This window comes from Pelatocladus sp. BLCC-F211, from assembly GCF_041928655.1.
Taxonomy (GTDB): Bacteria; Cyanobacteriota; Cyanobacteriia; order Cyanobacteriales; family Nostocaceae; genus Pelatocladus.
Map to the genome: position 1 here is coordinate 14,146 of NZ_JBHFLM010000162.1, position 25,768 is coordinate 39,913.

The following is a 25,768-nucleotide window of genomic DNA, read 5'->3' on the forward strand; positions in this document are numbered from 1 at the left end:
CTTACCGCACCTGAACCATAGGATCACCTTCACAACTTTTCTGCATCACGGTACAGGCTAAGACAAAATTAATTCTTGAATTGCACTAAATAATCCTAAGCCGAAAATTAACTTTTGACGCGATCGGCAGAATGGATGTGGCTCATAGTTTACTCCTGTTATTGTTACTAGGATTACCAATTTTATTGCCAATACACACTTTAACAATTACCTCAATTACTAGCAATATTTTTTTATAAGAATTTCTAAATAGTTCTTAACAATTAAATAATTTTTAGGGACTATATATAGAATGAGCAATATTTTTGCAAGCAAAATAAATGAGAAAAAAGCCTAATATTGGCTATTTTTGCTGATTAATATCTAAATATCAAATCTTTCCAAGAGTTATAAGTATTTCTTAATCCTTGTTGATTAATAACCTAATTCCGTGACAATAAATTCAAATTTGTCTGAATTTTGTTAAAAAAAGAGGTTATCAAAAATATCCCCGAATTCTTGTAGACACGCTACGGGTGGCTCTAGCCCTTATTATGAGGACTAAAGTCCTCACTACAAAACTTAAGATAAAAAATTCTCTCCTGGAAATATACAGGAGAGATTTATTTTTACGAAAAATAATTATGTATTTGATCCGTGCGATCGCACTTATCAAACACAAGTAATATCACCCTGGTGTGCCAATAGTTTGTTGCTGGTGTGTTAATGCTATGACAAGGTATTTATCAAGCAAATAACGTCACCAAATGATCCTATAGTAACATTACTTAGAAGAAATGGAGACATCACCATTACTATCAGTCTTCAATCCATCAGATTTTAGGTAATTCTTGGCTTGAGTATCTTGTTTCAAATAGGCATCCCAAAAACTCACACTAGCAACTTTCACATAATTGAAGATATTTTCTTCCTGTTGTTGAGCGCCACCGAAGCGTCTGCGAACCCCCAAACCATCACCTTGTCCGCCACCGAAACGTTCTCGTAATCTCCAACCGGGTCGCCTTTGAGCTTGAGTTTGAGCTTCACCCCCGCCTTGAGCGAGTCTACCACTAAAGGAAAAGTGAGTGGCTCCTTCTATAAAAACAAGATATTTATCACCCGCAGGAGAATACTTAAATGGTTCCTCTTTCCATTCTGGCCCCTGTCCTTGAGCGCCTCTGTCTCTAGAACCAGTCATCATCATCATTGGTAGCTTGAGATTTGTCCAAGAGTTGCGAGTCAATCCCTGCTGACCGCTTCCTTGAGGAGACAGTAACAAGATTGCTCGTACTTGGGGATCTGTGAAACTTTGGCCTTTCGCTCCTCCTGGGATATCAATGGTAGCTCCGCCAATCAACTGAGCAGTATAAGCACCATAGGAATGACCACCAACACCAATACGTTGCTCATCCATCTTACCTTTCAACTCAGGTACTTTTAGCTCCAGTCTGTTCAAAGCACTAATAATAAAAGATATATCAGCAGCGCGATCTTTCCATCCTTGGGAATCGGTAAGAATTTCGCGAACAGCTTCGTTTAAGTTAGTAGATTCTCCTTGTTGCTTTTTCAAAGCAATAGAATCCGCATGGGTAGGCTGAATGCAGATATATCCTTTACTAGCCCAAAAACGGGTTAAAGCAGCGTAGTCATCTTTGGAAGCTCCGGTTCCATGAGAAAAGATAATTATGGGAAACTTGCCTTGTGCTTCTGGGTAAGAAACTTTAATGGGTATTTGACGCTGACGCCGTAAATCTCTGAGTATGAGGTTATCTGCGATCGCCACATTGTAAGAAGGCTGATTAGATGTGTATGTAGATGCTATTTGTGAGGGTTCACTTTGTGAGGTTGACGAAGATTGAGCAAACACGTGATTATTATTCAATTTAGAAGAACAAGCAGTCAGAGTCGGAGATATCAATAAAACTATTGGCATCAATAAGGCAAAACATCGGGCAATTGGCATTTTTAATAAAACTTTATTCTTCACATTAAATTCCTTAATCCAATAGATAAAATACTGACAGTTTTTGGCTCATTTCTGAATATATTTCCTCACTCTGTTATCAGAACTTGATAATTTCATATTATGAATTCAGTATTTTCAATATTGTTTTTGAACTATCACTAATTTCAGTGATATTATTGTCATTAATTTGTTCTTCTTCCTGCGTCATAGAAATTAAATTTAATTCTCTTTCTGTTATCTTTAATAAATGTTTCAACCAAGATGCACGGTAATTAAGTTTTTCTTCGCGTTTTTCAATATCTGCTAATGTTGTTAGGTTGAGGTCTATTTCCAGAGCAAAATCAGATAGCCCATCGATAAATTCCAGCATAGTGCCGCGATGATAAATATTATTGTTTTCTTCCATCACCTCTGCTTCAGAATTAGAGATTATTCCTTTGATAAATCCTAAAATCTTAGACACAGAAGTAGTTTTTTGATTTTCTTGAGTTATTTGCTCCTTAAGATGTGGAAGTGCTTCAATTTCTAGTTGAGTCTCATCTATTAAAGTTTTCAGCCAGAGCCTACGATATTCCATTTGTTCTTGTCGCTGTTTAATCTCTTGCAAGCTGCTCGAACCATAAATTCGCTCGACATTCATAGCTACCTCCGAAATTTTATTTACCTGAATTTATAGAAATAAACTTTAAATTCAAATAAAACAATTAAGGTATCCATGACCACATTTCTATTTGGATAAATCGCACAATTGGACGAGTAAATGCGAGGATAACTGGCATAGTTCTACCCTCAATTTTTGCATATCCAGACATCCCAGATTTTAATAGCTTGTCCGTTTTGGGAATCTCTACCACTACCTTGACAACTTGACCAGAATGTGGATTTGAAGATTCTACTGTTTTACCTGATTCTGCACTAGTAGAAGTTTTGTTCAATGAGTCATCAGTTGTTGTCACAGGTTGAATTGAAACTACACGACCAATCAAAGGTTCATTTGGATATGCAGATAATTTAACTTCAACCTTCCCATTAGATATGATTTCGCTTAGTTCATATTCGGGTATTTGGAGTTCTCCATAAATATTACGAGAATTTTCTACAGTCGCAAATGTATCACCTTGCTCCAAATATCTACCCACTTTTTGTTGTAATTCCGAAGTTGCGATATATCCATCAAATGGCATTTTTAATATCGTACGCCTCATCTTATTATTGAGATACTTGAGTTCTTGTCTGAGACGTTGAATTTCTGCATTTGTAGCTACTACTTCCTCACGAGCAGCTTCAATTTCCTGTGGGTATGGGCCACTTTTCACTAGCTTTAAATTAGCCTCTGCTTGTCTGATATTTTGTAATTTTACTAACACATCTTCTTTGGCTTCTTGTAAACTTTGTTTTGCTTTTTCTATATCTTGCTTAATTTCTTCAGCTGTGTTAATTTCTGTCGTAGCACGTCTATCAGCATCCTCATATTGTTGTTGAGAATAAGCACCTTGTTGTAATAAATATTTAAATCTCTCAGTTTCGCGAATGCTAAATTCTGATTTACTAATAGCAGTCAGAAGTGATTTTTTAGATACTTCTATTTGTTGTTCCGCAACTTTTACTTTTTGTTTAGAAGTTTCCATTTGTTGTTTTGCAACTTCTACTTGCTGTTGAGCTAAATCCACATCTTCTTTTTTAGGAGTAGATAGCAGTTGACTCAATTCAGCTTGTTGTTTTCTTAAATCTGCTTGTCGAGAATTTATCAGCTCTTGTGTTTTAGAAAATTCATTGTTTACTTCAGGAGATTCCATCACTGCAACTACAGTTCCGGCTTTTACCCAAGTACTGTCACCACCCTTGAAAAAAACTCGTGTAATTTTTCCATCCACTTCAGCTTGCATTTGCTGTTGTTTGGAAGTTGTTAATTTAATTTGGCCACCAGAACGGTAAGAATATGGTAGTAAAAGAACTACACCACCACCAACCATAGTTAGTGCTTTTAAAACCGTACTCAACCAAGATTTACTGATTTTTTCATTTGGATATGCTGATTCTTTTGCTGATGTAACCATATGTTTTGTTAGTGAATTATTTTTGTTTTTGAAAAATCTAGATATTGGTTGGCGTAAAGCTAGCACCAACAAGGCGAACAAAATTATATAACCTGTACCATTACCTAAAAGACCTGAAAAGTTTGCTGCTAAACCATGGGCAGTAGAAGAGATAATAATAAAGAGCATTAATAATGTAAAAATTGCTGCTGCGATAAAAAATAGTTGCAGTCCTAGTTTTTGTTTATGAGATAATGATTTAGGTAAAGGACGACGGTTAAGAAGCATCTGCCAAATTAAAAAAGACCTTTGAAATAAATCAGGTGGTAGGCGAAAATAAGCAGTTGTCCATACATAACCATCAGAAGGCCAAAGAGGGCTTGCATCTAGTAAAAAATCTATAAAGCTAGCATGAGCAAGCAGAAGCGCATAGTTGCTTAATTGTGTTCCTGTTTCACGATGAAAGTACCATATCAAAATGCTCCAAACAAATAAAACAGGTCTGGCGATTACAGGAGTTGCTAATGTCCACAGTTGTTTTGATCGCTGGAGTTTCCATATCGCCTCTCTATCAATATAAAAGCGGGGTAAAAATCCACCAGCGAGAACCATACCAAATTTGCTAACTGTGCCACCATAAGATGTAAAAACAACGCCCTGAGCCACCTTAGCTGTTAGAGATGCAAGAATGAGATTAAATATATAAGTTGCTAAATAAGACCATGACTTGCTGACATCAAGATAGTCAGACCAAAAATCAAATTGATTATGAAATAAAGTTAAGAAAGCGATAGGAATACCAGGTATTAATCCCCAAATTAAGATTTTAAAGAATATGCCGAAAGGTTGAAAAATATTTTTCAGGATTGCAAAAAAATGATGAGGATGGTCAGCATACCATAAATAAATTTGCTCTTTTCTATTTTTCTTTTCTCTGTTAGAAAATTTAAAATTAGATGATGTTCTAGCAATTTCTTGACCTCTGATATCTGGTAATGGTAATTTTGGCTGTAAACCATTTTGTATATTTTCTGTACTTGTAAATGATTCGAGCAGATTAAATTCTGCTATTTGATGAGTAAATTGCAAAAAATCTGTCTCAGTAATCAGAACATGAAAACGCGATTTAAATTTGTCTACAATTTCCGCAGCAGTAACTATTCCATTCATTGATTGACAGAGAAAATATTCTTCTAACCCAAATTCAAAAATTTGTTCAGAGTCTGGAACTTTAACTTGATAACATACAGATTTTTTCCCTACTTCGGGAATTCTTTTGATTTCTAAATCTTGACGCCAGCGGTTTTCTAATGGTTTATACATGAGAAGTAGTAAGTCAGAAATCGGAAATCGGAAGTACGGTTTTGTAATGGGGATTTAAACCCCAACACAAAACAAGCAACCCTTAAGGTGAAGTTGGAAGTAGGAAGCCAGAAATCGAAAGTTGTTACTTCCGACTTACGACTTCCTACTTCCGACTTCGTGAAAAATACTTTTTACTCCATGTAGCCAAGCATTTGTAGTTGAGCAATAATTTGTTGCTTTTCGTCTTCACTAATATCACCTGTTGCTGAATTTATTTCTTCACCCGTAACAGTAGACACACCAATTTTTACTGGTTTGAAATCCATATGAGATTCAGTAAAGAAATCTTCAGGTACGTAACCTTCAAAATCTGCTGGAACAGGAAGATTAAGACTATATAATAAGGCTGCTGGAACATCTACAACATTTTGACGCTTTCCTTCATAGTTGGATTTAATTCCATATCCTCCTGCTAAGAAAATACCTTCAGGATGGTGAGTTCCTGCTGGTGTGTCGCGTGGTTCAAGCGCAGGTTCGTAATTTTTGATCGAGACAAAACCATAATCGCGTAGCACTAAAGTCAAGTCAGGTGCTTCATGCATAGCACCACCAGAATAAACATCTTCTCGTTTATGAATTGCTTGGATAATCCTTTCTCCTGTGTTTGGATCTCGGAAATTCTCCAAATCACGAATCAGTTTTTCTCGGAAGGCTTCGTATTCTGAAGGATGAATACCTGGATTTCCTGGTTTTTCAGCTACACGAATTGTGATACCGTTGCTGGAGGGAGTACGACAGTATGCGAGAGTTTTATCCCAATCTAGATTGGCAAACCAACTTGATTCACGTCTATTACTAGCTTGGGAATCGTCTGTTTCCTTCCATACCAGATAACCTTTTTCGTGCAGAAAGGTATTGATGCGAACCACTTCTGTTGTGGCTGTAAAGCCATGGTCTGAGGCCATAAATATTTGAGCTTCAGGGCCAGCAAGTTCTACCAAGCGTTGAATATAAGTATCTAACTTGCGGAAATACTCTAGACACAGTTCCCGCATCCGTTTTTCCCAAGGAGAAGGATTAGCGCTGATCAAAGCAGGATCGAGAAACATCCAAATTTGGTGCTGGAGTTTGTCTACACCATCAAACAATACTGCCATCAAATCGGGATTATCTTCTTTGAGAAGTTTCTCGGCGATTCGGAACCACTGTTCATCGCGGGGGATGTGATAGCGAACCCAGTTTTCTAAATCCTCATCACTCATCACCTCCAAAGTTTGTTTTTCACGGTCAAAGTCCCAAGCTAATTCCTTGGGATCAAAATCTGGAATTTCCTTGAGGCGATCGTACAAATTTGGTGGAGTTGTGTTGCGACGTAAGTGTTTCCACGGAACAAAACCTGGTACTAAAGCTCCATTAATAGGTAGGGGTGGAGCAGTGAAGGGAAAGTTTAAAGCTACAACAGTGCAATTTTGCCGACTAGCGATCGCCCAAATAGTTTCTGTCCGAATATCTCTAGCATCATATAGCGTAAAATAAACGTCTTGGGCTTTTTCTTCAGTACGAATAAAATCATAAACACCGTGATTTCCCGGTGTACGACCTGTCATAATCGAAACCCATGCCGGAGGAGTCAAAGGATTAGGAGTAGAAAGCAATTTCGCCCGCGCACCATTTTCAATAAATTGTTTCAAAAAAGGCATCGTCACACCTACTTCCGGTAGGTCGCGGGTCATTTCATTGATCACGGTAAAAGTCGCGCCGTCTAAGCCAATAAATAGTGTTTTTGTCATACTCCTCCGTTTAATTGCTTAGAAACAAAATTCACGATCTGCTCTAAACTCAGGTCATCAACATAGCGACTATCCTGCATCAATAATTGAGCAAACCCGAATTTCTGCTTGAAATGGTCTTCTATAGCAACAACAAAATGAATGATATCGATAGAAGCAAAGCTGAGGTCTGCGACTAACTTGGTTTCGAGACTGATCTCATCTGATTCCAAATCCCAGTCTTGGATAATGTCTTCAAGAATCTCAATAATTGTTGATTGAATAGGAGAGTCTATAGTTTGCATAAAGAGAAATTAGTCATTGGTCATTGGGCATTGGGCATTGGGCATTGGGCATTGGGCATTGGGCATTGGGCATTGGGCATTGGGCATTGGGCATTGGGCATTGGGCAACAAGTTCTTAATTTTGACTTTTGACTTTTGACTTTTGACTTGTTTTGTCCCCGATCCCTAGTATTGACAGATCGCTAGGACTTGGCGATCGCTGTAACAAAGTTGGACGACAAATGATTCACCGTTATAGTTAACAGTGATCCACTGTCCATCGCTGGAAATATGGGTGATTAACCATTGGGTCAGATCGTTTTGCAGTCCTTTACCTAGTGCTTGAGCTACCGCTTGCTTTGCAGACCACAGTCCAATCATGTCACTGTGCTGTAGTTGGGGAAGTTGTTGTAGTTCGGATTCACTGAAGGTAGTAGCAATTAAATGATCGGTATGCATAGAGTCAAAATGCTCGATATCAATACCGATGGATTTTTCTGAGTGCGCGATCGCTGCGACTACAAAACCTTGAGCGTGACTAATGGCAATGTTTGGTAAAACTCCCGCCATCGCCTCTAATTCTGGACAACGGACAACAAGTTTACCTGTGGTAGTGCTGATAACTTCTATATCAATCGGGGCAAGTTGCAAATTAAAGTTTTGCTTTGCCCACTGACGGATGGTATCTTTAGCAGCAATGCAACCAATCAACCAGTCCGTACGTTCTGTCCCTTTTTGTAGTAGATTGTACCAGAAATCTCGTTCTGATTCATTAAGCATCAAATGTGCTAAAACACGTTTCCAAATACTCCAAGAATCATCAAGAAAATGCTCCGGGAACGGTTCAATCCGTCGTATGATCAGTTGAGTTTCTGCTTGCAGCCAAGCATCTGATAAGTAAGCAGTTTGGGGATGCAAGCGACATTGGTAATATCTGTGTGGCACACTGAAGTAGCGATCTTGCCATCCTTCCAAGCGAGCGATGACCCGACCTGTGGTATCAAGAAAATCAAAGCTCGCTTCAGTTTGCCACTCACTAGTAAAACGCATTAAGCCGCGACATAATACCGCACTGTTGGGTGGTAGGGGTGAGACATACTGATGAAATGCCCGTACTTGGAAAGGAAAAACATTAAAATCAGTGCCAAACTGCTCTGAAACCCAGTACCCGACTAATTGTCCAGCAGCATCAAGTAAACCTGCATCGATTTGGAAAACTGGCTGTTGGGTATGACTAAAGAAATCTTCAATGGCGATCGCTTCTAAATCAGCTTCGATACCCTGCAAACCCCATTGGCGAATGTGCTTTACACCTTGGAAACGCGGACCATGGAACATCCCCGTACAGTACAAATCGGTATCAGACCAGCGCGAAGGTGCAGGTCGCTCAAGGTGAAAAGGTAGTGGTGCTATTAATTCTGGAAATTGATGTGCTAGACGGACATGACCCTCAAATACCAAGTGATCGATAGTACTGCTTTCCCCCACTTGAAACAGTTGTACTTTGACTTCCCAAGTTTGCGGATCTGGTTGGGGTTGTAATTGTGCTTTGATTTTGAGAGTGAGATCACCACGATCAAGAGCCAGCCAGCGATAACCACGCAGGTCGTAAAGTCCAACTACAACTTTATCTTTACCCAGCAAATAAACTGCCGCTTCTGCGAGGGTTTCCATACTCACAGTGAACGGAATCACAGGTAGGGGAAACAAGTCTAAACGCCTCTGAGATACTTGACCGCCAATAGTATGGTCGTAGAGAAAAATATCTCGCTGCATATCAAAGCGACGTTGACAGTCAAGATACTGGTGATCGTGTTCTAGAATCTCACCTAATAGGGGGAAAGCTTGATCAAATCTGGATGTTTGCCAATTATTGATATCTGGCAATGGTAAAGACGTATTGACAAAATCATCAATTACCCCATTGTCTACACCAGCCAGGTGAGACTGTAGCGCGCTCATCACCCGTGCTTGACTATCAAGGAATTCTTGCATCAAGTCAAAGTGATCTAAAACAATTGATAAGCGCTGCTCTTCTTCAAGAGGAGGCGGAGAGGAGCCAGTGCGTTGCTTTGGTTCCCAAAGTTGTAGCACCTGGCGTTGGGAGACGCGGGGACGTGGGGATAGTTCATCTGTCAACCCAGGAGATTCAAATTCTTGCGACGATGGCTCCGCGTCTTTTTGATCAGGTTCTGGTAGTTGAATCGCAGGTGGGTTGGGTGGAGTTGATGCGATCGCACCCAAATTAGAAGCAGATCCACTTTTGCTTGTTTGCAATTTTTCCCGGACATGATTGACAAAATCGGGTTGCAACTGCATAATCGGCATTGTTAGTTCCAGAACCGGGCTAGATTTTTGGGTTTCCCCAACTTGCATTGTCGTATCTAGGCTTATAAGGTTAACTTGTCGGTGCAAGTACAACGCGCTTGTATCCACACCATTACCATTGATAAACAACCGTCCTAGCAAATGCTGAATTTGTTCCAATCCTGATGATCGTTGACTGTTGCTGGCTATGGCTTGGTGTTCTCGACCATGAAGAATATCACTGACAAAGCCAGTCAGATTACTACTAGGCCCAACCTCAATAAAGTTTTTCACTCCGCTTTCATAAAGTTGGAGAACTGTTTCTCGAAAGCGCACCCGACTAGACCACTGTTGTGCTGCTAACGCCCGAATTTCTCCCGGTTCATCAGGAAAAAGTGCCGCAGTTGCACAACTATAAAGAGGTGTGTAACTAGAATTAATCTCCAAATTATTGTAGAATTCCAAAAAAGCATTCCCTACAGGTGCAAACAAGGGTGTGTGATAAGCACGGTCAAAAGGTAAACGGGTACAGATACCACCGATTGCTTGTAACTGACTGGAGACTGCATCAATATCATTGACACTACCAAATAGAACCACCTGATTGGGACAATTGTCCATCGCCAAATGTAAGCGCCCATCAAACTCATCTAATATTTGTTGCAAAATCTCAGGTGCGATCGCCCCAACCGTCAAAAGTGCGCCCTTGGGAATATTGTTTCCCACCTCTAAATCAAAGTAAATCTGATTGAGATGGCGCATTTTGGACATTAATTCCATCCGATCAGACAAGCGAACAGTACCAGAAGCAATTAGTGCTGCATTCTCCCCTGTGCTATGTCCCACCATGACATCACAGTGAACACCCAAATTACATAGCAATTCGTATAATGCCATGCTGGCAGTAAACACTGTTTCCGAACCGACATCCATACCAAATAATCGTTGCTGGGCATGGTGACGTTCTGTTTGGGTTAAGCTGGTGGGTGGGAGAAAAATCAGCTGGCTGGGTAAACAAGCTCGTCTCTCACTAAAGGTCGCGTCTAAGAAGTCAAACCACTCGCGTACTTGCGGGAAATAAAGACACAAATCAGCCAGCATCTGGGAATATTGCGACCCTTCACCAGGAAATATAAAAGCCGTCTTGCCAGGATTGACATTGGCGTCAACTTCTGCATAGTAAATACCGTTGCGAGTTTGCAGTCGGCTTTTTGCAGAATTTTGTAATTTCTCAACCGCTTGGCGAAGTTTTTGCTGTAATTCTGGAATGTCTTTGGCAACTATAGCCAAACGATGGGAAGCGATAGATTGAGTTGATAGGGTGTAGGCAATTTCCGCCAGACTTATTTGAGAATGGTTTTGCAGAACTTGTTGAATTTGGTGAATAGACTCTAGCAAAGCTGCTCGATGCTCACCGGAAAACAACAGCAATTCTGTAGGCCATTGTTGATGCAATAACTTGGTTGATTGTACAGCTTGGCTGGGATACTCTTCTAAAACCGCATGAGCATTAATCCCACCAAAACCAAAAGAATTGACACCCGCCCGTCTCGGTGTAGAGCGATCGCCATGAATCCAAGGTCGTGCCTGGGTATTGATATAAAAAGGAGTTTTTTCGATTTCTAGGGCAGGATTAACTTCATCACACAGGGTTGGTGGTAAAATTTTATGGTATAATGCCAACGCCGTTTTGATCATCCCTGCGGCACCAGCTGCGGGAATGCAGTGACCAATCATTGATTTCACAGAACCCAAAGCACATTTAGGTAGTTCCTGACGTTGACCAAAAATTTGGGTCAAGGAACAAACCTCTGTTTGATCTCCTAAAGCAATACCTGTACCATGGGCTTCAATCATGCCAACTGTAGTCGGGTCAACACCACATTCTTGGTAAGCACGTTGGAGAGCTAGTACTTCCCCTTCCAAACGCGGTGCTAAAAGTCCCAAAGCCTTACCATCACTGGAACTACCCACACCTTTGATCACCGCATAAATGCGATCGCCATCTTTTTGTGCATCGCCTAACCGTTTCAAAACTAAAATTCCCAAACCTTCGCCCAGCAGCGTCCCACTCGCCTCACTGGCAAAAGGCTTAATATGGCTGCGAGACAAAGCGCCCAACTGACAGAAAATCATGTTAATTTGCGGCGGTGTGGAAGCATGAACACCTCCCGCTAAAACCATGTCACAGCGATCGCTTAATAACTCTTTCATCGCCAGTTCCACAGCAATCAAAGAAGAAGCGCAAGCTGCATCAATAATGTAATTAGGCCCCATCAAGTTGAGGCGATTAGCAATGCGACCCGTAATTACATTCGGCACTAGTCCCGGTGCCATCTCCGGCGTGAAAGGTGGTAAGCTCGCTTTTAGCTGTTTGCGAATCTCATGTAAAGTATTTTCATCTAAATCTGGATGCAATTGCCTTAGTAAATCCAACGTCTGATCTACAATCTGACCATGTTGCAACAGCGTATTGTAGCCCCGATTAATATAAGTCCCACGACCCAGAATAATACCTGTTTTTTCTCGGTTAAAAGGGCGATCAATATAGCCAGCATCTAGCAGCGCTTCCCACGCCAGTTTAAGAGCCAGAAAATGATCTGGTTCCCCACCATCCACCGAACTCGGCATAATCCCAAATTCTAGAGGATTGAATTCCGCCAAATCTCCTAAAAAACCACCTTTGCGAGTGTAAATGCGGTCATTTGCCGTTGAATCAGGGTCAAAATAAGGCTTTGCCCATTGATCAGATGCATCCCGAACAGCATTAACCTGATTTAAGATGTTTTGCCAGTATGTACGCAGATCCTTAGCTCCAGGAAATAAGGCAGACATACCAACAATGGCAATGTCGGGAGATGAATTTGACACAATCATTATCATGTCCGCTTAAACATTTATGCTATCCGTTGAGGGTGTGGGGGGTAAGGGTGTAAGGGTCAGCCTTTTCAAGGTGGGTAAAAATCTTCACAAAAATACCGATTTTTGGTTTTTTCACCTTCGTGTCTTGGTGTCTTGGTGTCTTGGTGTTTCAAAAGTCGATTTTTTAACCACAAAGACACAAAGAAAAATACATCACACCTTGAAAAAGTTGACCCTTACACCCCCACACCCCTAGTTTTCGCTAAACGATTCAGAGCAGTGTTGCAAGTACTCTCAATATCCTTGAGATGCAAGCGTACATAGCCGTTTTCATCGATAAAAACAGCATCGTAATTTAGGCTGTGATCATCAAAGTGATTGACTCGCAAGGTAATCTGGAGTGGGCTATGGGGTATTGATTGACCAAAACGCTTGACACTTCCAAATCGGGAAGGTAAAGCTGTAGTTCCCCGTTGCGATCGCGCCCACACAATCGCTAACTGAGGAGCCACATCAATCAAGCCAGGGTCAAATAACCAATCAGCCACTGGTTGAGTGTTCAACCACGCCGTCGGTCGGCTAGGTATAACATGGGCATCAATACCCACATTATTTACCCGATCAATGGCTGTGATTAACTGGAAACGTTGACCATGAAACAGGTACGTATCATACGCTACAGTCGGTTGTAGCTTTTGTCCGGAAGATAATAGTAAAATTTCGCTTGCCAATGGTTCTTCTAGTTGTGGACGCAGAATCACAGAAGCTCGATAAAATGGCAGATTGAGTTCTGGATCAACGATTTCTGCTGCTACCTGTAAGGATTCAGAGTCAGCATGGCTAGAAGCACGAGCCTGAAATAAAACTTTTTTCCCTGCTTCCGTATCCAGTACCAAACCCCGCAAAGCTCTGAGTTGGCAAACTTCTGTGACTTGCCATTCCGGCCAAGCTGACTGGACAAATTCACTGAACCACTCCAAAGCAGCCGCCGCCGGGAGAACGGGTTTACCATCTAAGCGATGATCTTCTAAATAGGGGTCACTGGCTAGGGAAAAGGTATGTTCAAGGGTGACAGTCCCATTAGGTTGCAGCTGGGGTGGAGATGGTAATAAAAGATACGGAAATTTATCCCTTATCCGTTCCCCATTCCCCGTTCCTTGTCCTCCTTGTCCCCCATGTCCCCCTTGTCCCCCATGTCCCCCTTGTCCCCGTGTCCCCGTTCCCCGATCCCCGATCCCCGTTCCCTGATCCCCAATCCCCGATCCTTCGTAGGCTTCCCAAGGCCCTTCCCCTGCAACTACCTCGGCTTCACCTTTGGGTCCGTAATACAATTCGTCAATAAAAAACTGACGACCTGCGGCTAAGGGGATGGGAATTATACCACGTTCTCGGAATTTATTTTTAACTTCTTCCGAAGCCATCCCAGTTGTATCCCAAGGTCCCCAGTTGATCGCCACAACCCGCGTATTTGACCAAGAGCGATCCATACGCCAAGCAAAGCGATTCATCACTTCATTTGCAGCAGCATAATCAGATTGACCGCGATTACCATAGCGCCCCGCAACAGAGCTAAACAAGACAAGCAATTTCAGGGATTCAGGTCTGAGATCGCGGTACAACAAAAAGGTACTATCTACTTTGGTATCAAAAACCCGTTCTAAAGATGCAAAGCTTTTGTCAGCAATGAGCTTGTCTTCGATGATACCAGCACCATGAATCACGGCATCTAAGCGACCGTAACGGTTATAAATACTGTTAATTACAGGACTAAACTCTTCTGCATTTCTGACATCTACTGCAAGATACTCTACCTGAGCGCCAGCTTGACGAAACTGTTTGAGGTTGTGAGCAACGGCGCGATCGCGTAACAAATTCTGTAGTTGTCGCTCTATCTGGATTGGTGTTGGGGTTAAACCCAAATTCCGCGCTTTTTGCAGTAATACTCGCCGCAGTACGGTGATATCTTCAATACCTGCGGTTTCTGCGGTTTCTGCGGCTGGCTCTGCGGCTCTTCCTGTAATCACCAGTGTTAAGCCATATTTTGCTAAATCATGAGCAATTTCGGCAGTAATTCCTCTAGCTCCGCCTGTGATTAATACTACCCATTTCTGATTTAGAGTTAGCTGTGCTGGTTGATTTTCCTTTGTCAAATTCGCTGTTACAGTTTGGAAAATGGTTCGTTCGCCTTGGGGATAGCCGATTTCTAAACGACCATTACTGAGTAACTCATTGACAATATGCTCTGTAATACTAGCAGGAGATAGGCTGGTGTCAAAGTCAATGGCTTTGGCTCGAACTCCAGACCATTCAGTCACCAAGGTTTTGAGGAAACCAGTATTACTACCGCCTGTAGGTAAACCAGAACCATCTTCACCTTGACGACCGAAATATCCTCCCAGTAAAGAAGCTGCTACTACGCAACCCATCTGTTTTTGTCCTGCTTGTTGCAAGTCAGCAGCACACAGATGTAGTAATTGAAATAAACTCTTGCAGTGAATCTGGGTGATTTGTCGCCACCCAGCGAGAGTTTCAGGTAGATCAATGGTAGCGAGGGGAGCAAGATGGACAATTCCGGTAATAGAACCGTGAAGTTGTCGTAATTGAGCGATCGCCTGCTCTAGTTTTTCTGGTTCAGCTAAGGTAGAAGTGTTGAGGATGGCTGTGGTGGCTCCTTTTTGTTGTAATGCTGTGGCAACATGGGAAGCTACTGATAGCCCATCTTCAGTAATCAAAAACAAACCCGTAAGCGAAGCAAGCTGCTGTGAGGGTAAAGCTTCTAACTGTGATTGGATCACGTAGCGTGGGATGCTTGCAACTGAGTGAGAGACTTTCCCAGGCCGTTCTCCTGTGCTGATATTGCCAGAATTTGTTCAACAATACTGTTGAGGGATTTCACACGGGTCAAATTTTCCATGCGTGTCTGTACACTAGCAGCTAGGGACTGGGGTAAACTTTTTTGCAGCGCTCCTAAGACTTCGACTCGCTTAATCGAATCAATACCCAATTCTGCTTCTAAATCTTGGTCTAATCCCAACATATCTATAGGGTAGCCTGTGCGATCGCTCACTAGTTGCAATAAAGTTTGAGTGAGTTCGGCTTGATTTAACGATTCACCGACAGATTTAGTCGAGATACTTGCAGTCGCCGTCGGTTGGAGATTTTCTAAGATTTGATCGACAATCCCGTTAAGAGATTTGACTCTGGTCAACTGTTCCATTTGCTGACGAACACTATCTGCAAGCTTTGGTGGTAAAGCTTGGTTGAATGCTCCCAGAATTTCGACTCGCTTGATTGAGTCAATACCTAGTTCTGCTTCCATATCTTGGTCAAGTCCCAACATATCTGCGGGATAACCTGTGCGATCGCTCACTAGTTGCAATAAAGTCTGAGTTAAACTGGCGCGATCGCTCAAGGGCTGAGTAGAAGATAATGGTGCTGGTACTTGTTTAACTATTATCTCCTGCACTGGGGTCACTGGTTGTGGTGGTGCAACATGTGTGGTAGGTTGTGTTCCAGATAAACTCTGCTCTTGCTTAATGTTACTGTTAGGTATCAAAGCATGGGCAGAACCGTTTTTTGACTGAACAACGACAGGTTGTGGGGCTATTGGTAAATAATTTTCTGGTTGTCTGCGCTGTGGGATGGGAGTAGTAGAAGGCGCAGTTGTAGTAAGTAACTGACTCATCACCTGTTCTTGGACTGCCAGGAATTTCCGCATAGTTTCTTGGTAAGCTTGGTAGGCTTGCAAGATACCTGTTCCTATTGCTGGCTGATTTTGAGGTGTGTTTGCAGGAGCAGGAAAATGCGCTGAATTACCATTTAGATTGGATTGCATAGCTGGTTGATTCATAGGGATTTCTGGTTTTTTGGTATGAACTGGGGATTTTGATGATTCAGATAGTGATGCGATCGCAGCTGTTTGTTGATTCAAGGGTGGTAATTTACCTGTGTAACCAACTGTTTGATTTTGTGGTCTAGCACTACCGCCATTAATTAACCAAGCTGTTGCAGGTAAAGCGGGTTTTTGTGTCAACTCGACCAATTTGGATAGGTTGAGGTCTTGGACATCACGACCATCGAATAAAGCTGTTAATTTGATGTGGACACCACGAACGAACAATGTCCCCAAAGCCATCAATAAACCACGCAATCCCCCACCTTGTCCATCTAAGGACACAGCAGTATGTTCTTTTTGTGCGAGGATTTGACCGACTAGGTTAGTGAGAATATTTTTTGGACCCAGTTCGACAAAAATCCGCGCCCCATCGGCATACATAGTATTAATTTGACTCAGAAACTCAACTGATTTAAGTAAATGTCCGGTTAACTGGCTACGAATTTCATGAATATTTGAACTGTAGGGACAAGCTGTAGAGTTAGAGTAAACGGGGATGCGGGGAGAATACATGGTGACAGTAGCAATTGGCACTGCTAAAGCAGCTTGGGCAGATGCTACCAAAGCCGAGTGAAAAGCACCGGAAACTGGCAACATCCGAGCTGTGATCCCAGCAGCGTTTAAACTATCTACTACCTGTTGGACAACCCGTTTGTCTCCAGAAATTACCGATTGACGGGGAGCATTTTGGTTAGCAATCACTACTCCCTCAAAATCCCGCAGGCGCAGGAGTAAATCTTCCCGGCTAGTCTTGACTGCGGCCATGGCTCCAACAGAAGTAGCACAAGCTTCTGCCATCACCCGTCCTCTAGTTGCAGCCAAGTTCAAAAAATCTTCCCTGGATAAAACTCCCGCCGCATGGAGGGCGGCGTACTCGCCAAAGCTATGTCCACCAAGCATCACTGGCTCTAGTTCTAGCCGGGCTGCCAAATCCATGAAACCTGCTTCCACCGCACCAATTGCCGGTTGGGCAATACTGGTATCCATGAGCAGTTGGTTGTTTTGCTTTTCTGCGTCTTCGCTGTAGGAACTGGGTGGATATACGTATTGACTAAGTAACTTGGGAAAACACTGGCGCAATTGGCGATTTGCCAACTCGAAAGTGTGACGCATTTCATGGAAATACAGCCCGACTTCTCGCACCATGCCAGAATATTGTGATGCTTGTCCTGGAAACAAAAAGGCAATTTGCTGATTGGCTTGGGGGTCTGCGATGCCAAACTGAATGTGAGGCGGTAAGGTTTGGGAGTGACGATTTTCTAAGTAGGCGATCGCTATTTCCAAATCTGCTCGTAACTGTGACAAACTCTCAGCTACAATCGTCAAACAATTACTCTGACTCTTTTGTGTTTGGGCGCGTTGAGCATAACTGTAAGCAAGATCCTGTAAAGGTGGCTCTGCGCCATTACTCAAAGCTGTCAGCAGTAATTTGGCTACTTGAGCCAATGCAGCACGGTTTTCGCCACGGAAGACAAATAATTCGCATGGCCATGTATGACTTCCTGGGGCGATCGCTTGCCAATTACCTTGATATTCTTCTAAAACAGCGTGGAAATTTGTGCCACCAAAACCAAAAGCACTGACACCAGCACGACGGGGGTAATCGGGATGGGCTAGCCAGGGTTGGGCTTCTTTGGGTAGATAAACCGGGCTTTCACCATCTATGATGGGGTCGAGGGGTGTATCAACGTTCATATGGGGGGGTTTAACTTTGTGATGCAGCGCCAAAACGGCTTTGATCACACCAGCAATTCCCGCTGTACTCTTGGTGTGACCAATGGAAGTTTTGACTGAGCCGATCGCACAGGATTTGGAAGTAGCTCGATTTTCCTTGAGGATACTGATCACAGTTTCTAGCTCTGCTTGATCTCCTGCTGCTGTCCCTGTACCATGAGCTTCATATAACCCCAAGGTATTGGGTGAAAAGCCAGCTTTTTTGTAAGCACGTCTTAAAGCCCGCATTTGTCCCGCGCTTAAAGGTGCTGTCATTCCCAAAGCTTTACCATCACTGGAACTAGCGACGGCTTTGATCACTCCGTAAATGCGATCGCCATCTCGCTCGGCGTCAGGAAGGCGTTTGAGTACAACGACGGCTAGACCTTCGCTAATGGCAATTCCATCTGCTGTTTTGTCAAATGACCGCGATTTTCCCCGTGGTGAAAGAGCCTGAGTTTTGCTAAAGCAAAAGTAAGCAAAGGGACTTTGAACGGTATCAACTCCACCTGCGATCGCGACATTACTACGTCCACTTTCGAGTTCTTTAACTGCTAAATCCAATGCTGCTAAAGAAGAAGCACAAGCTGCATCAACTGTAAAGTTGTAACCACCAAAATCAAAACGATTGGCGACTCGACCTGCAATGACGTTCAACAACAAACCAGGAAAAGATTCTTCTGTCCATTCTGGTAAACGCTCCCAAACTTCTGGTGAAGTTTTGCCAACCATCCGGGGAATTTCACAACGGGTAGCGTATTGCTGACCTAAATCTGCAATTCCACCACCTGCTCCTAGAATCACCGAAGTATGCTCACGATCAAAGTTACCAGATTCGTAGCCTGCATCTTCTAAGGCTCGCCGTACTGTCTCTAGTGCCAGTAGTTGTACAGGTTCAATGGATTTTAAAGATTTGGGTGGAATTCCAAAACGTAGTGGATCAAAAGGTATATCTTCTAGGAATCCACCCCATTTAGAATAAACTTTATCTCTGGCGTTACGGTCAGGATCATAGTATAATCGCCAGTCCCAACGCTGGGCAGGAATTTCTGTAATCGCATCGACTTTGCGGAGAATGTTGTTCCAGAAGGTTTCGGGATATTGAGCTTTGGGTAACAATGTGCCTATACCAATAATGGCAATATCTGAAGGATGAGTGCTGACTTCTTCTACATCTTGTTCTACGAATGCAGATATCAACAGCTTAGTACTATTTTCCGATACATTTTGGTGTAATTCCCGGACGGTACATACTTGATTGCACAGAGTCGCGACTTGCCCGATCATATACATGCCATCAGTCAGTTGTTGTGCTTCACCCACAGTTTGCACCTGACCATCTGCTGTGCGCTGTAATCCTTTGGAGGCTATACGTAACCGTCCTAAAGTTAAATTTTCTAAAGTATCTTTGATTTCCTCTGGTGGATTACCTGCTGCCAGCATTTCTCGTCGTGTGGTGTAAAATTCTTGAGCAAAGGGAGTGACGACACAACGACTAGCATGACCAGGCCCGGTTTCTAAGTTGATTGTGCGGTTACATGCTATAGCTTGTTCTTGAAATTTCGGGACGATCGCACCACAGCTAACTGCTTCTTGGGTAAACAAATATGCTGTTCCCATCAGCACACCAATCCGCATCCCTCGTTCTACTAAGGGTGCAGCCATGGCGGAGATCATAGCTGCGGAACGGGCATCATGAATACCGCCAGCAAACAGGATATGTATGTCTGATTCTTTACCTAGTTCTACATCTGCTAACAGGGTAGCGATCATACTTTCCCAGAGAACAAAACTACTCAAGGGACCAACATGTCCACCACATTCGCGACCTTCAAAAACAAACCGTCTTGCTCCTTGTTCCAGAAACATTTTTAATAAGCGTGGGGCGGGAACATGGATATAGGTAGCAATCCCTTGAGCTTCAAAATGGGCTGCTTGATCAGGGCGTCCACCTGCAATTAAAGCAAATTTCGGCTGAAATTCTTTCACGGCTTGAATTTGTTCTTCCCGCAAGGCGTGGGAAACAAAACCCAGCATCCCAATCCCCCAAGGTCGATTACCTAATAATTGCTGGGTTTTTTGCAGTAAGCTGCGTACTTGGGAACCACGCATCAGTGCCAAAGCTAACAATGGTAATCCCCCGGCTTGGGAAACTGCATTGGCAAACTCTGCGGTATCGCTTACCCGTGTCATTGGCCCTTGCACTATGGGATATTCTGTGCTATGAGATACTGCTAAAGGTGCATTAGCATCCAAGGGACGCAGTTGTTGGGCTATTTTGAGTTGTTCTTGACTTTGTTGGAGTAATGCTTGAATCAGTTTGCCAATTGTTGGGTAGCGATCGCGGAATGTTGCTGCTAATCCTACTGCTTGTCCCATTGGCCAAGCTAGTTTTCCTGGTTCACCCCAACCGATTAAGGGTTGGGCTTGTTGCTGCCAATTTTGCACACCACCAGCAGAACCATCGTTTTCAACTTCTATTTGATCGGCAAGTTGCTGTAGGTTTGTGATGACTGGAAAACCCGGACGGGACAACACACGACAACCAGGATTGAGTCTTTCGCCCAATACCACCGCTTCTTGACCATTGAGGTTATTTAGATGACGTTGCCATTCCTGGGGTAGGGGTGATTCTGGCATCAACCAAAGTTGGTCATCTAATACTACACCAGCCGCCCCGGCGGCGCGGCAAGCTGCTGCTGTGTGAATCCCTATTCCACCTTGTACATAGACTGGTCGTGGCTGAATGCTTAAGAGTTTCTGCAATAAAATAAAAGCGGAGTCTTCACCTACCCAACCTCCACTTTCATGTCCACGAGCCACCAAGCCATCTATATTAATTTGTTGTGCGTGAGAATCTAAAGCTTGAGCTTGTTCGACATCTGTAATTTCTAATAATAGTTGACGCGATCGCGCTGCTGGCAGTGATGCGACAACTTCTCCCAATGTGTTTGGATACCAGCCACACAGGATTAACCAATGAGGTTGATTGCTCAGACGTGTTAACAGTGCATGACTTGCAGCAACCTGAGCAGCTGATAAGCGTAGCCCTATAGATTGACTAGGATTAATTAAAGCCAATAGTTGGTCTAAATTATCACTTGCTTGTTTGGGATGATGACAAAATTCTTTGTCTAGAATACCAATACCACCTGCACGGTTGGTAGCGACAGCTATGCCAGGATGGGCAAGATCAATCGGACTTATAGATAAACAGATAAATTGATTCATGATATATATTTCAGGATAAGTAAGTAATGATACCGATTAAGCAATAATACATAGATTATTTTATTGTCTTGCACAGTTAGGCACTCTTAATTAAAAATAAATTTTGTAGTATTTAACAAAATATAGTGGCAAAAGTAAAAAAAATCTCGTGTAAATACTTAACCGAAACTTTACTGAAACTAAAAATTTAAAAAACGTTTCGAGGGTACAGTATATACTGTTACTGAAACCTGGTTTTTAAAGTATGTGTGATCTTTTTGCCAAAAAAATCAAAAAAAAAATATATATAAACTCAGGTGTTGGTAAATCCACAGCAAAAGTCTTGAAAATCACCAAAATATCAAACTTGCAGAAATAACTCCAAGGGTTAGACAATGAATCAGGTAGTTACCAACAATAGTATGGAATTGACTAAGCGTCAGCATCTTGGTGTTACCGTATGGTTTACCGGCTTGAGTGGTGCAGGTAAGACCACAATTAGCAGCACTTTAGAGAAAATACTGCGTTCCCAAGGTTACAAAGTTGAAGTGTTAGATGGAGACGTGGTGCGCCAAAATCTCACTAAGGATTTGGGATTCAGCAAGAAAGATCGGGATGAAAACGTGCGCCGTGTGGGTTTCGTTGCCAGTCTACTGTCTCGCAATGGTGTGATTGTCCTGGTTTCAGCGATTTCACCGTATCGAGACGTTCGTGAAGAAATGCGGCAGCGTATTGACAATTTTATTGAAGTTTATGTGAATGCACCGCTAGATGTATGTGAACGCAGAGATATTAAAGGGCTTTATCAAAAGGCTCGCTCTGGTCAAATTAAAAACTTTACCGGGATTGATGACCCCTACGAACCACCATTAAATGCAGATATAGAGTGTAGAACTGATTTAGAAAACTTAGAAGAAAGTATATCTAAAGTTTTGGTCAAGCTAGAAGAGAGGGGCTATGTACAAGTTTACTCCCAGCATCAAACGGTTGAAGCAAGATGAACCAACAGTTTTAACTGAGCAAGAGCGATTGCAACTGAGTGCAGCTTTAGCAAAAGAAGGACGTTTCAATGAAGCTTTAGCAGAGTTGACAACAGTTCTACAAACTAATTCCCGCTCGGTTCACGCTCATTTAGCTGCTGGAAATATTTATCTGAAACAGAAACATCACCAAGAGGCTTTACATCATTTTCTGGCGGTAATACAAATAGATCCTTTGATGGCTGAGGCTCCACTAAATGTCGGACGTGTTTATTTAAAACAAGGTAAGCTGAGTTATGCTTTGGAACAATTTGAGAATGTTCTCAATTTAGATCCTAAGTCTGCGCCAGCTCAGTTGGGTATTGCTCAAGTGTATATAGAGCAAAAGCAATATGATGCTGCCATACAGAGATTGAGAATAGCTTTGAGCTTAAATCCAGAGATGTTTTTAGCTCACTTGCTGATGGCAGAAGCATATAAAAACAAAGGGAAGTTACCAGAAGCTGTCACGGAACTCAATCATGCTTTGAGTTTAAACCCTAAATTTGTGCTGGCCTATATTAAGTTGGGTCGTATTTACCTACAAAAAGAGGAATATAAAGCCGCTAGAAATGCATTTGAACAAGCGATTCAAATTAACCCGGCCATGCCTGCTGCTAGGTTAGGATTAGCAGAGACTTTGATTCAAGAAAACAAATTAAAAGAAGCTGCTGAAGTTATCAGTAATCTTCCCAGGCTTCAACGGCGAGATGGTTAAGTAGCATCAATTTAGGGTGTAGGGATGTAAGAAAAATCATATTTTTATTCCAATACACTTGGTGTTAAGGATTTTTGGTACAAAAAATTGGTCTGTAGAGGCGCGTAGCAAGATCCCACAGGGTTATTTTGCGTCTCTACAAAGGATTGCGGGCTTAACTGAACCGTATTGATTTTTATTCACCCTGATGTACGCACCTCAGTCAACCTCTAACAGGATTTTGGATGCGTGGAATTGATCTCACAGCCCCCATTCCCCTTACACCCCTATACCCCAATACGGTTCAGTTAAGGCTAAAAACTAAAACTAGCGTAGGTTGGGGAGCCAGTGCGTTGCGGGGGTCCCAAGAGTTGTAGCACCTGGCGTTTGAGGAACATAGACGCGCCCTGCGCGGCTTCTCGCAGAGTAACCCAACATTATCAAGGCTTTGTTGGGTTTCGCTTGCACTCAACCCAACCTAGATTTCTTCTTAACTGAACCGTATTGCCCTATACCCCTTTTTCAATCAGGCTATTAACCAGCTTCAAGAATCAGCATGATCTTTGCATATCTTCATTTTTTTCACTAAATTTTTCCGGTTTCAGCTTCGCAATCAATGAACCCAGTACTGCTGGGTTTTTTTTTGCTGGAGAGTGATGACGATGTTGGGGCGATCGCTTTCTATACTTGTACTACTGGCTGCATGTGGTGATCGAGTCTGGTGTAGCTTGCACAATTACAGCATTTTCTAGGGATTTAATGCTTTTGCTGCGATCGCTTTCCCATAACATAACCTATTTGTAAATTTACTATAGCAGTTTGCTATTGAGTAGAATACACTCAAATTATGCGATCGCATCAGACATATTAATAGTTGTTAGCTTTCTGAGATATTCGAGAGAAGCACACACCTCATTTTGGTCAAATTGCCATTCTGTGAACCTGTCACAAGTTTGATTGACATATAATTTTAGTGAAACTACGTTTAACAAGGATTTGATAACTGTGCGTAATGATTTAAAAGATTTAGAAATAAGTCTCAGTGAACTGCAATATTTGACGAATTTACCTGTTAAGGATGAACTAGTAATTATTATTAAACCTATCAAGAAAACACTCCAAAGTTTCATCGATGAAGCAAAAGGTCCAGAGGGGGCTACTACGATCTTTATCGGTATTACTATATCATTCGTGAGCTATCTTGCATTTGATGTGCTAGCTAAAAGTTTTATGAGTGAAGCATTCATGCCATCTTGGCTTTTATTTATTGTGTTTGTTGGCGTCAGTGCTGCTCTCACACAATTAATATTATATCTGATTTGGAAGCAAAAAAATAGACTAGTAAAAACTAACATTACACCTTCCCTTCAGACACTATTAATGGATGTTGATAAATATAATTCTGTAATTAAAGCAATAGATATAAATGATCAAATAGAAGCAGTTGGTAATGTCGGGGTAACTATCAAAGAAAGAAGTAAGGTTATAGAAGCATTACAACTCACAAAAACTGATCTGATCCGTGCTTTAAGGACAGAAAGAATTTTGCGAGAAAATCGGAATTTTATTATTAGTAACTCTGAACTATTTATGAATAATTTAGCTGCTTTAACAGCAATGCAAGTACCGGAACAAGCGAGTGAACATGGAAGGTTATTAAATGAGGCTTTACAGATTGCCTTGGATGTTCAACATGAGATGAAACGTTTACAGAACCAGCATTAAATTTTATACATATAGCCAAATTACTTCGTAAATACTGATACCTCCTAAGCCATTACTCAGTGTTAAATTAACCACCAAAAAATATCTGAGATTAGTGTTATTTTTTTCAATGTATTTCTAATAAAAGACAACATATTCTGATGAAACAGACGCAAGCTAACTTATGCGTTTATTTCAGATTTTTTTTGTAATTAACCGTCCTATTTTCCTGTTTGTCTTATTGTTCTCTGTAGATGGAAATGAAGAACCTTGGATCGTTAGGGAGCATCTATGAAGAACAATGAAGGCGATCGCGGCAGTGGTAGATTTAATTGCTAACCAAATGAACCACAATCCATCTAGGTATCCATGATGGTAAAAGCTATTGTTTGGGAAGCAATAGGATTTTATTTTGGCATTTTGGCAACAATTCGGATTGAATAAAAAGTATAGTAAGTTAGCAATCCGTTCTTGCACAAAATTAGCGCGAATTGCAAAATTTCCTCCCCTGGTTAGCCACAGGGGTCTTTTATTGGGAATTTAACTATAATCAGAATTACATTCTAAAATTAATACCAGAAATAGAATCAATGACATCTACTTTTCTAAGATAATATTTCAGGTAAAATGATAAATGTTACACAAATACTCGGTTGTTTTTGGCATTTTGGCATATGTGTAGATTTAAAAGCGAGTATTGTAGAGAAATCATAAATCAAGTGCAAGAGTGTCAAACTACAGGATTCCCGGAATAACCTCCGGGAATTTTTATTTTTAGCACATGAATATTATCTTGATTAGACATCTCCAATAATTAAATATGCGTCAGCCAGAATCCTTGTAGAGACGCGAAATTACCCTGCGGGATCTTGCTACGCGTCAGGGAGCATCCCAATTTTGCAAAAAGAGAGTGAAAAGACCAATTTATTCGCGATTATCTCTCGCGAATAAATGGGGGGCTGTACATCAACACAAGAATTCGAGAGAATTATTTGTGTTCAATCCCAAGATCAAGGCCAATG

The 25,768-nt window shown here is 41.9% G+C and carries 11 protein-coding genes; 3 read left to right on the forward strand and 8 right to left on the reverse strand.

Going from position 1 to position 25,768, the window contains the following annotated elements; genetic code table 11:
- Positions 1–763 precede the first annotated feature (763 nt).
- The 8 genes from ACE1AT_RS20235 to ACE1AT_RS20270 form a co-directional block, all read right to left on the reverse strand.
- Positions 764–1,966, reverse strand: a complete 1,203-nt coding sequence (locus ACE1AT_RS20235; protein ID WP_374871551.1) for an alpha/beta hydrolase family protein — start codon at positions 1,964–1,966, stop codon at positions 764–766.
- Between the two features lie 97 nt (positions 1,967–2,063).
- Positions 2,064–2,585 carry a hypothetical protein gene (locus tag ACE1AT_RS20240; protein WP_374871553.1) on the reverse strand — a complete coding sequence of 174 codons (522 nt, stop codon included), beginning with the start codon at positions 2,583–2,585 and terminating at the stop codon, positions 2,064–2,066.
- 64 nt (positions 2,586–2,649) lie between these two features.
- Positions 2,650–5,304 (reverse strand): HlyD family secretion protein, encoded by a 2,655-nt coding sequence (locus ACE1AT_RS20245; RefSeq protein WP_374871555.1) that lies wholly within the window; start codon positions 5,302–5,304, stop codon positions 2,650–2,652.
- 173 nt (positions 5,305–5,477) lie between these two features.
- Positions 5,478–7,076 (reverse strand): alkaline phosphatase family protein, encoded by a 1,599-nt coding sequence (locus ACE1AT_RS20250; RefSeq protein ID WP_374871557.1) that lies wholly within the window; start codon positions 7,074–7,076, stop codon positions 5,478–5,480.
- Positions 7,073–7,360, reverse strand: coding sequence for an acyl carrier protein (locus tag ACE1AT_RS20255; RefSeq protein WP_374871559.1), 288 nt, complete (start codon positions 7,358–7,360; stop codon positions 7,073–7,075). Before ACE1AT_RS20255 ends, ACE1AT_RS20250 begins: the two co-directional genes overlap by 4 nt.
- 165 nt (positions 7,361–7,525) lie before the next feature.
- The gene (locus tag ACE1AT_RS20260) at positions 7,526–12,523 is read right to left on the reverse strand and encodes a beta-ketoacyl synthase N-terminal-like domain-containing protein (protein WP_374871561.1); all 4,998 of its coding nucleotides are present in this window, start codon (positions 12,521–12,523) and stop codon (positions 7,526–7,528) included.
- Between the two features lie 221 nt (positions 12,524–12,744).
- A complete protein-coding gene (locus ACE1AT_RS20265) occupies positions 12,745–15,303 on the reverse strand; it encodes an SDR family NAD(P)-dependent oxidoreductase (RefSeq protein WP_374871563.1) in 2,559 nt (852 codons plus the stop codon).
- Positions 15,300–21,347, reverse strand: a complete 6,048-nt coding sequence (locus ACE1AT_RS20270; protein ID WP_374871565.1) for a beta-ketoacyl synthase N-terminal-like domain-containing protein — start codon at positions 21,345–21,347, stop codon at positions 15,300–15,302. The genes ACE1AT_RS20265 and ACE1AT_RS20270 overlap by 4 nt, the downstream gene beginning before the upstream one ends.
- A 374-nt stretch (positions 21,348–21,721) precedes the next feature.
- Here ACE1AT_RS20270 and cysC point away from each other — a divergent pair, with 374 nt between their 5' ends.
- The 3 genes from cysC (at position 21,722) to ACE1AT_RS20285 (ending at position 24,767) form a co-directional block, all read left to right on the forward strand.
- Complete coding sequence (cysC, locus tag ACE1AT_RS20275) at positions 21,722–22,327, forward strand: adenylyl-sulfate kinase (RefSeq protein ID WP_374871567.1); 606 nt, start codon at positions 21,722–21,724, stop codon at positions 22,325–22,327.
- Positions 22,284–23,063 (forward strand): tetratricopeptide repeat protein, encoded by a 780-nt coding sequence (locus ACE1AT_RS20280; protein WP_374871569.1) that lies wholly within the window; start codon positions 22,284–22,286, stop codon positions 23,061–23,063. Before cysC ends, ACE1AT_RS20280 begins: the two co-directional genes overlap by 44 nt.
- 984 nt (positions 23,064–24,047) lie before the next feature.
- Positions 24,048–24,767 (forward strand): hypothetical protein, encoded by a 720-nt coding sequence (locus tag ACE1AT_RS20285; RefSeq protein ID WP_374871571.1) that lies wholly within the window; start codon positions 24,048–24,050, stop codon positions 24,765–24,767.
- Positions 24,768–25,768 lie beyond the last annotated feature (1,001 nt).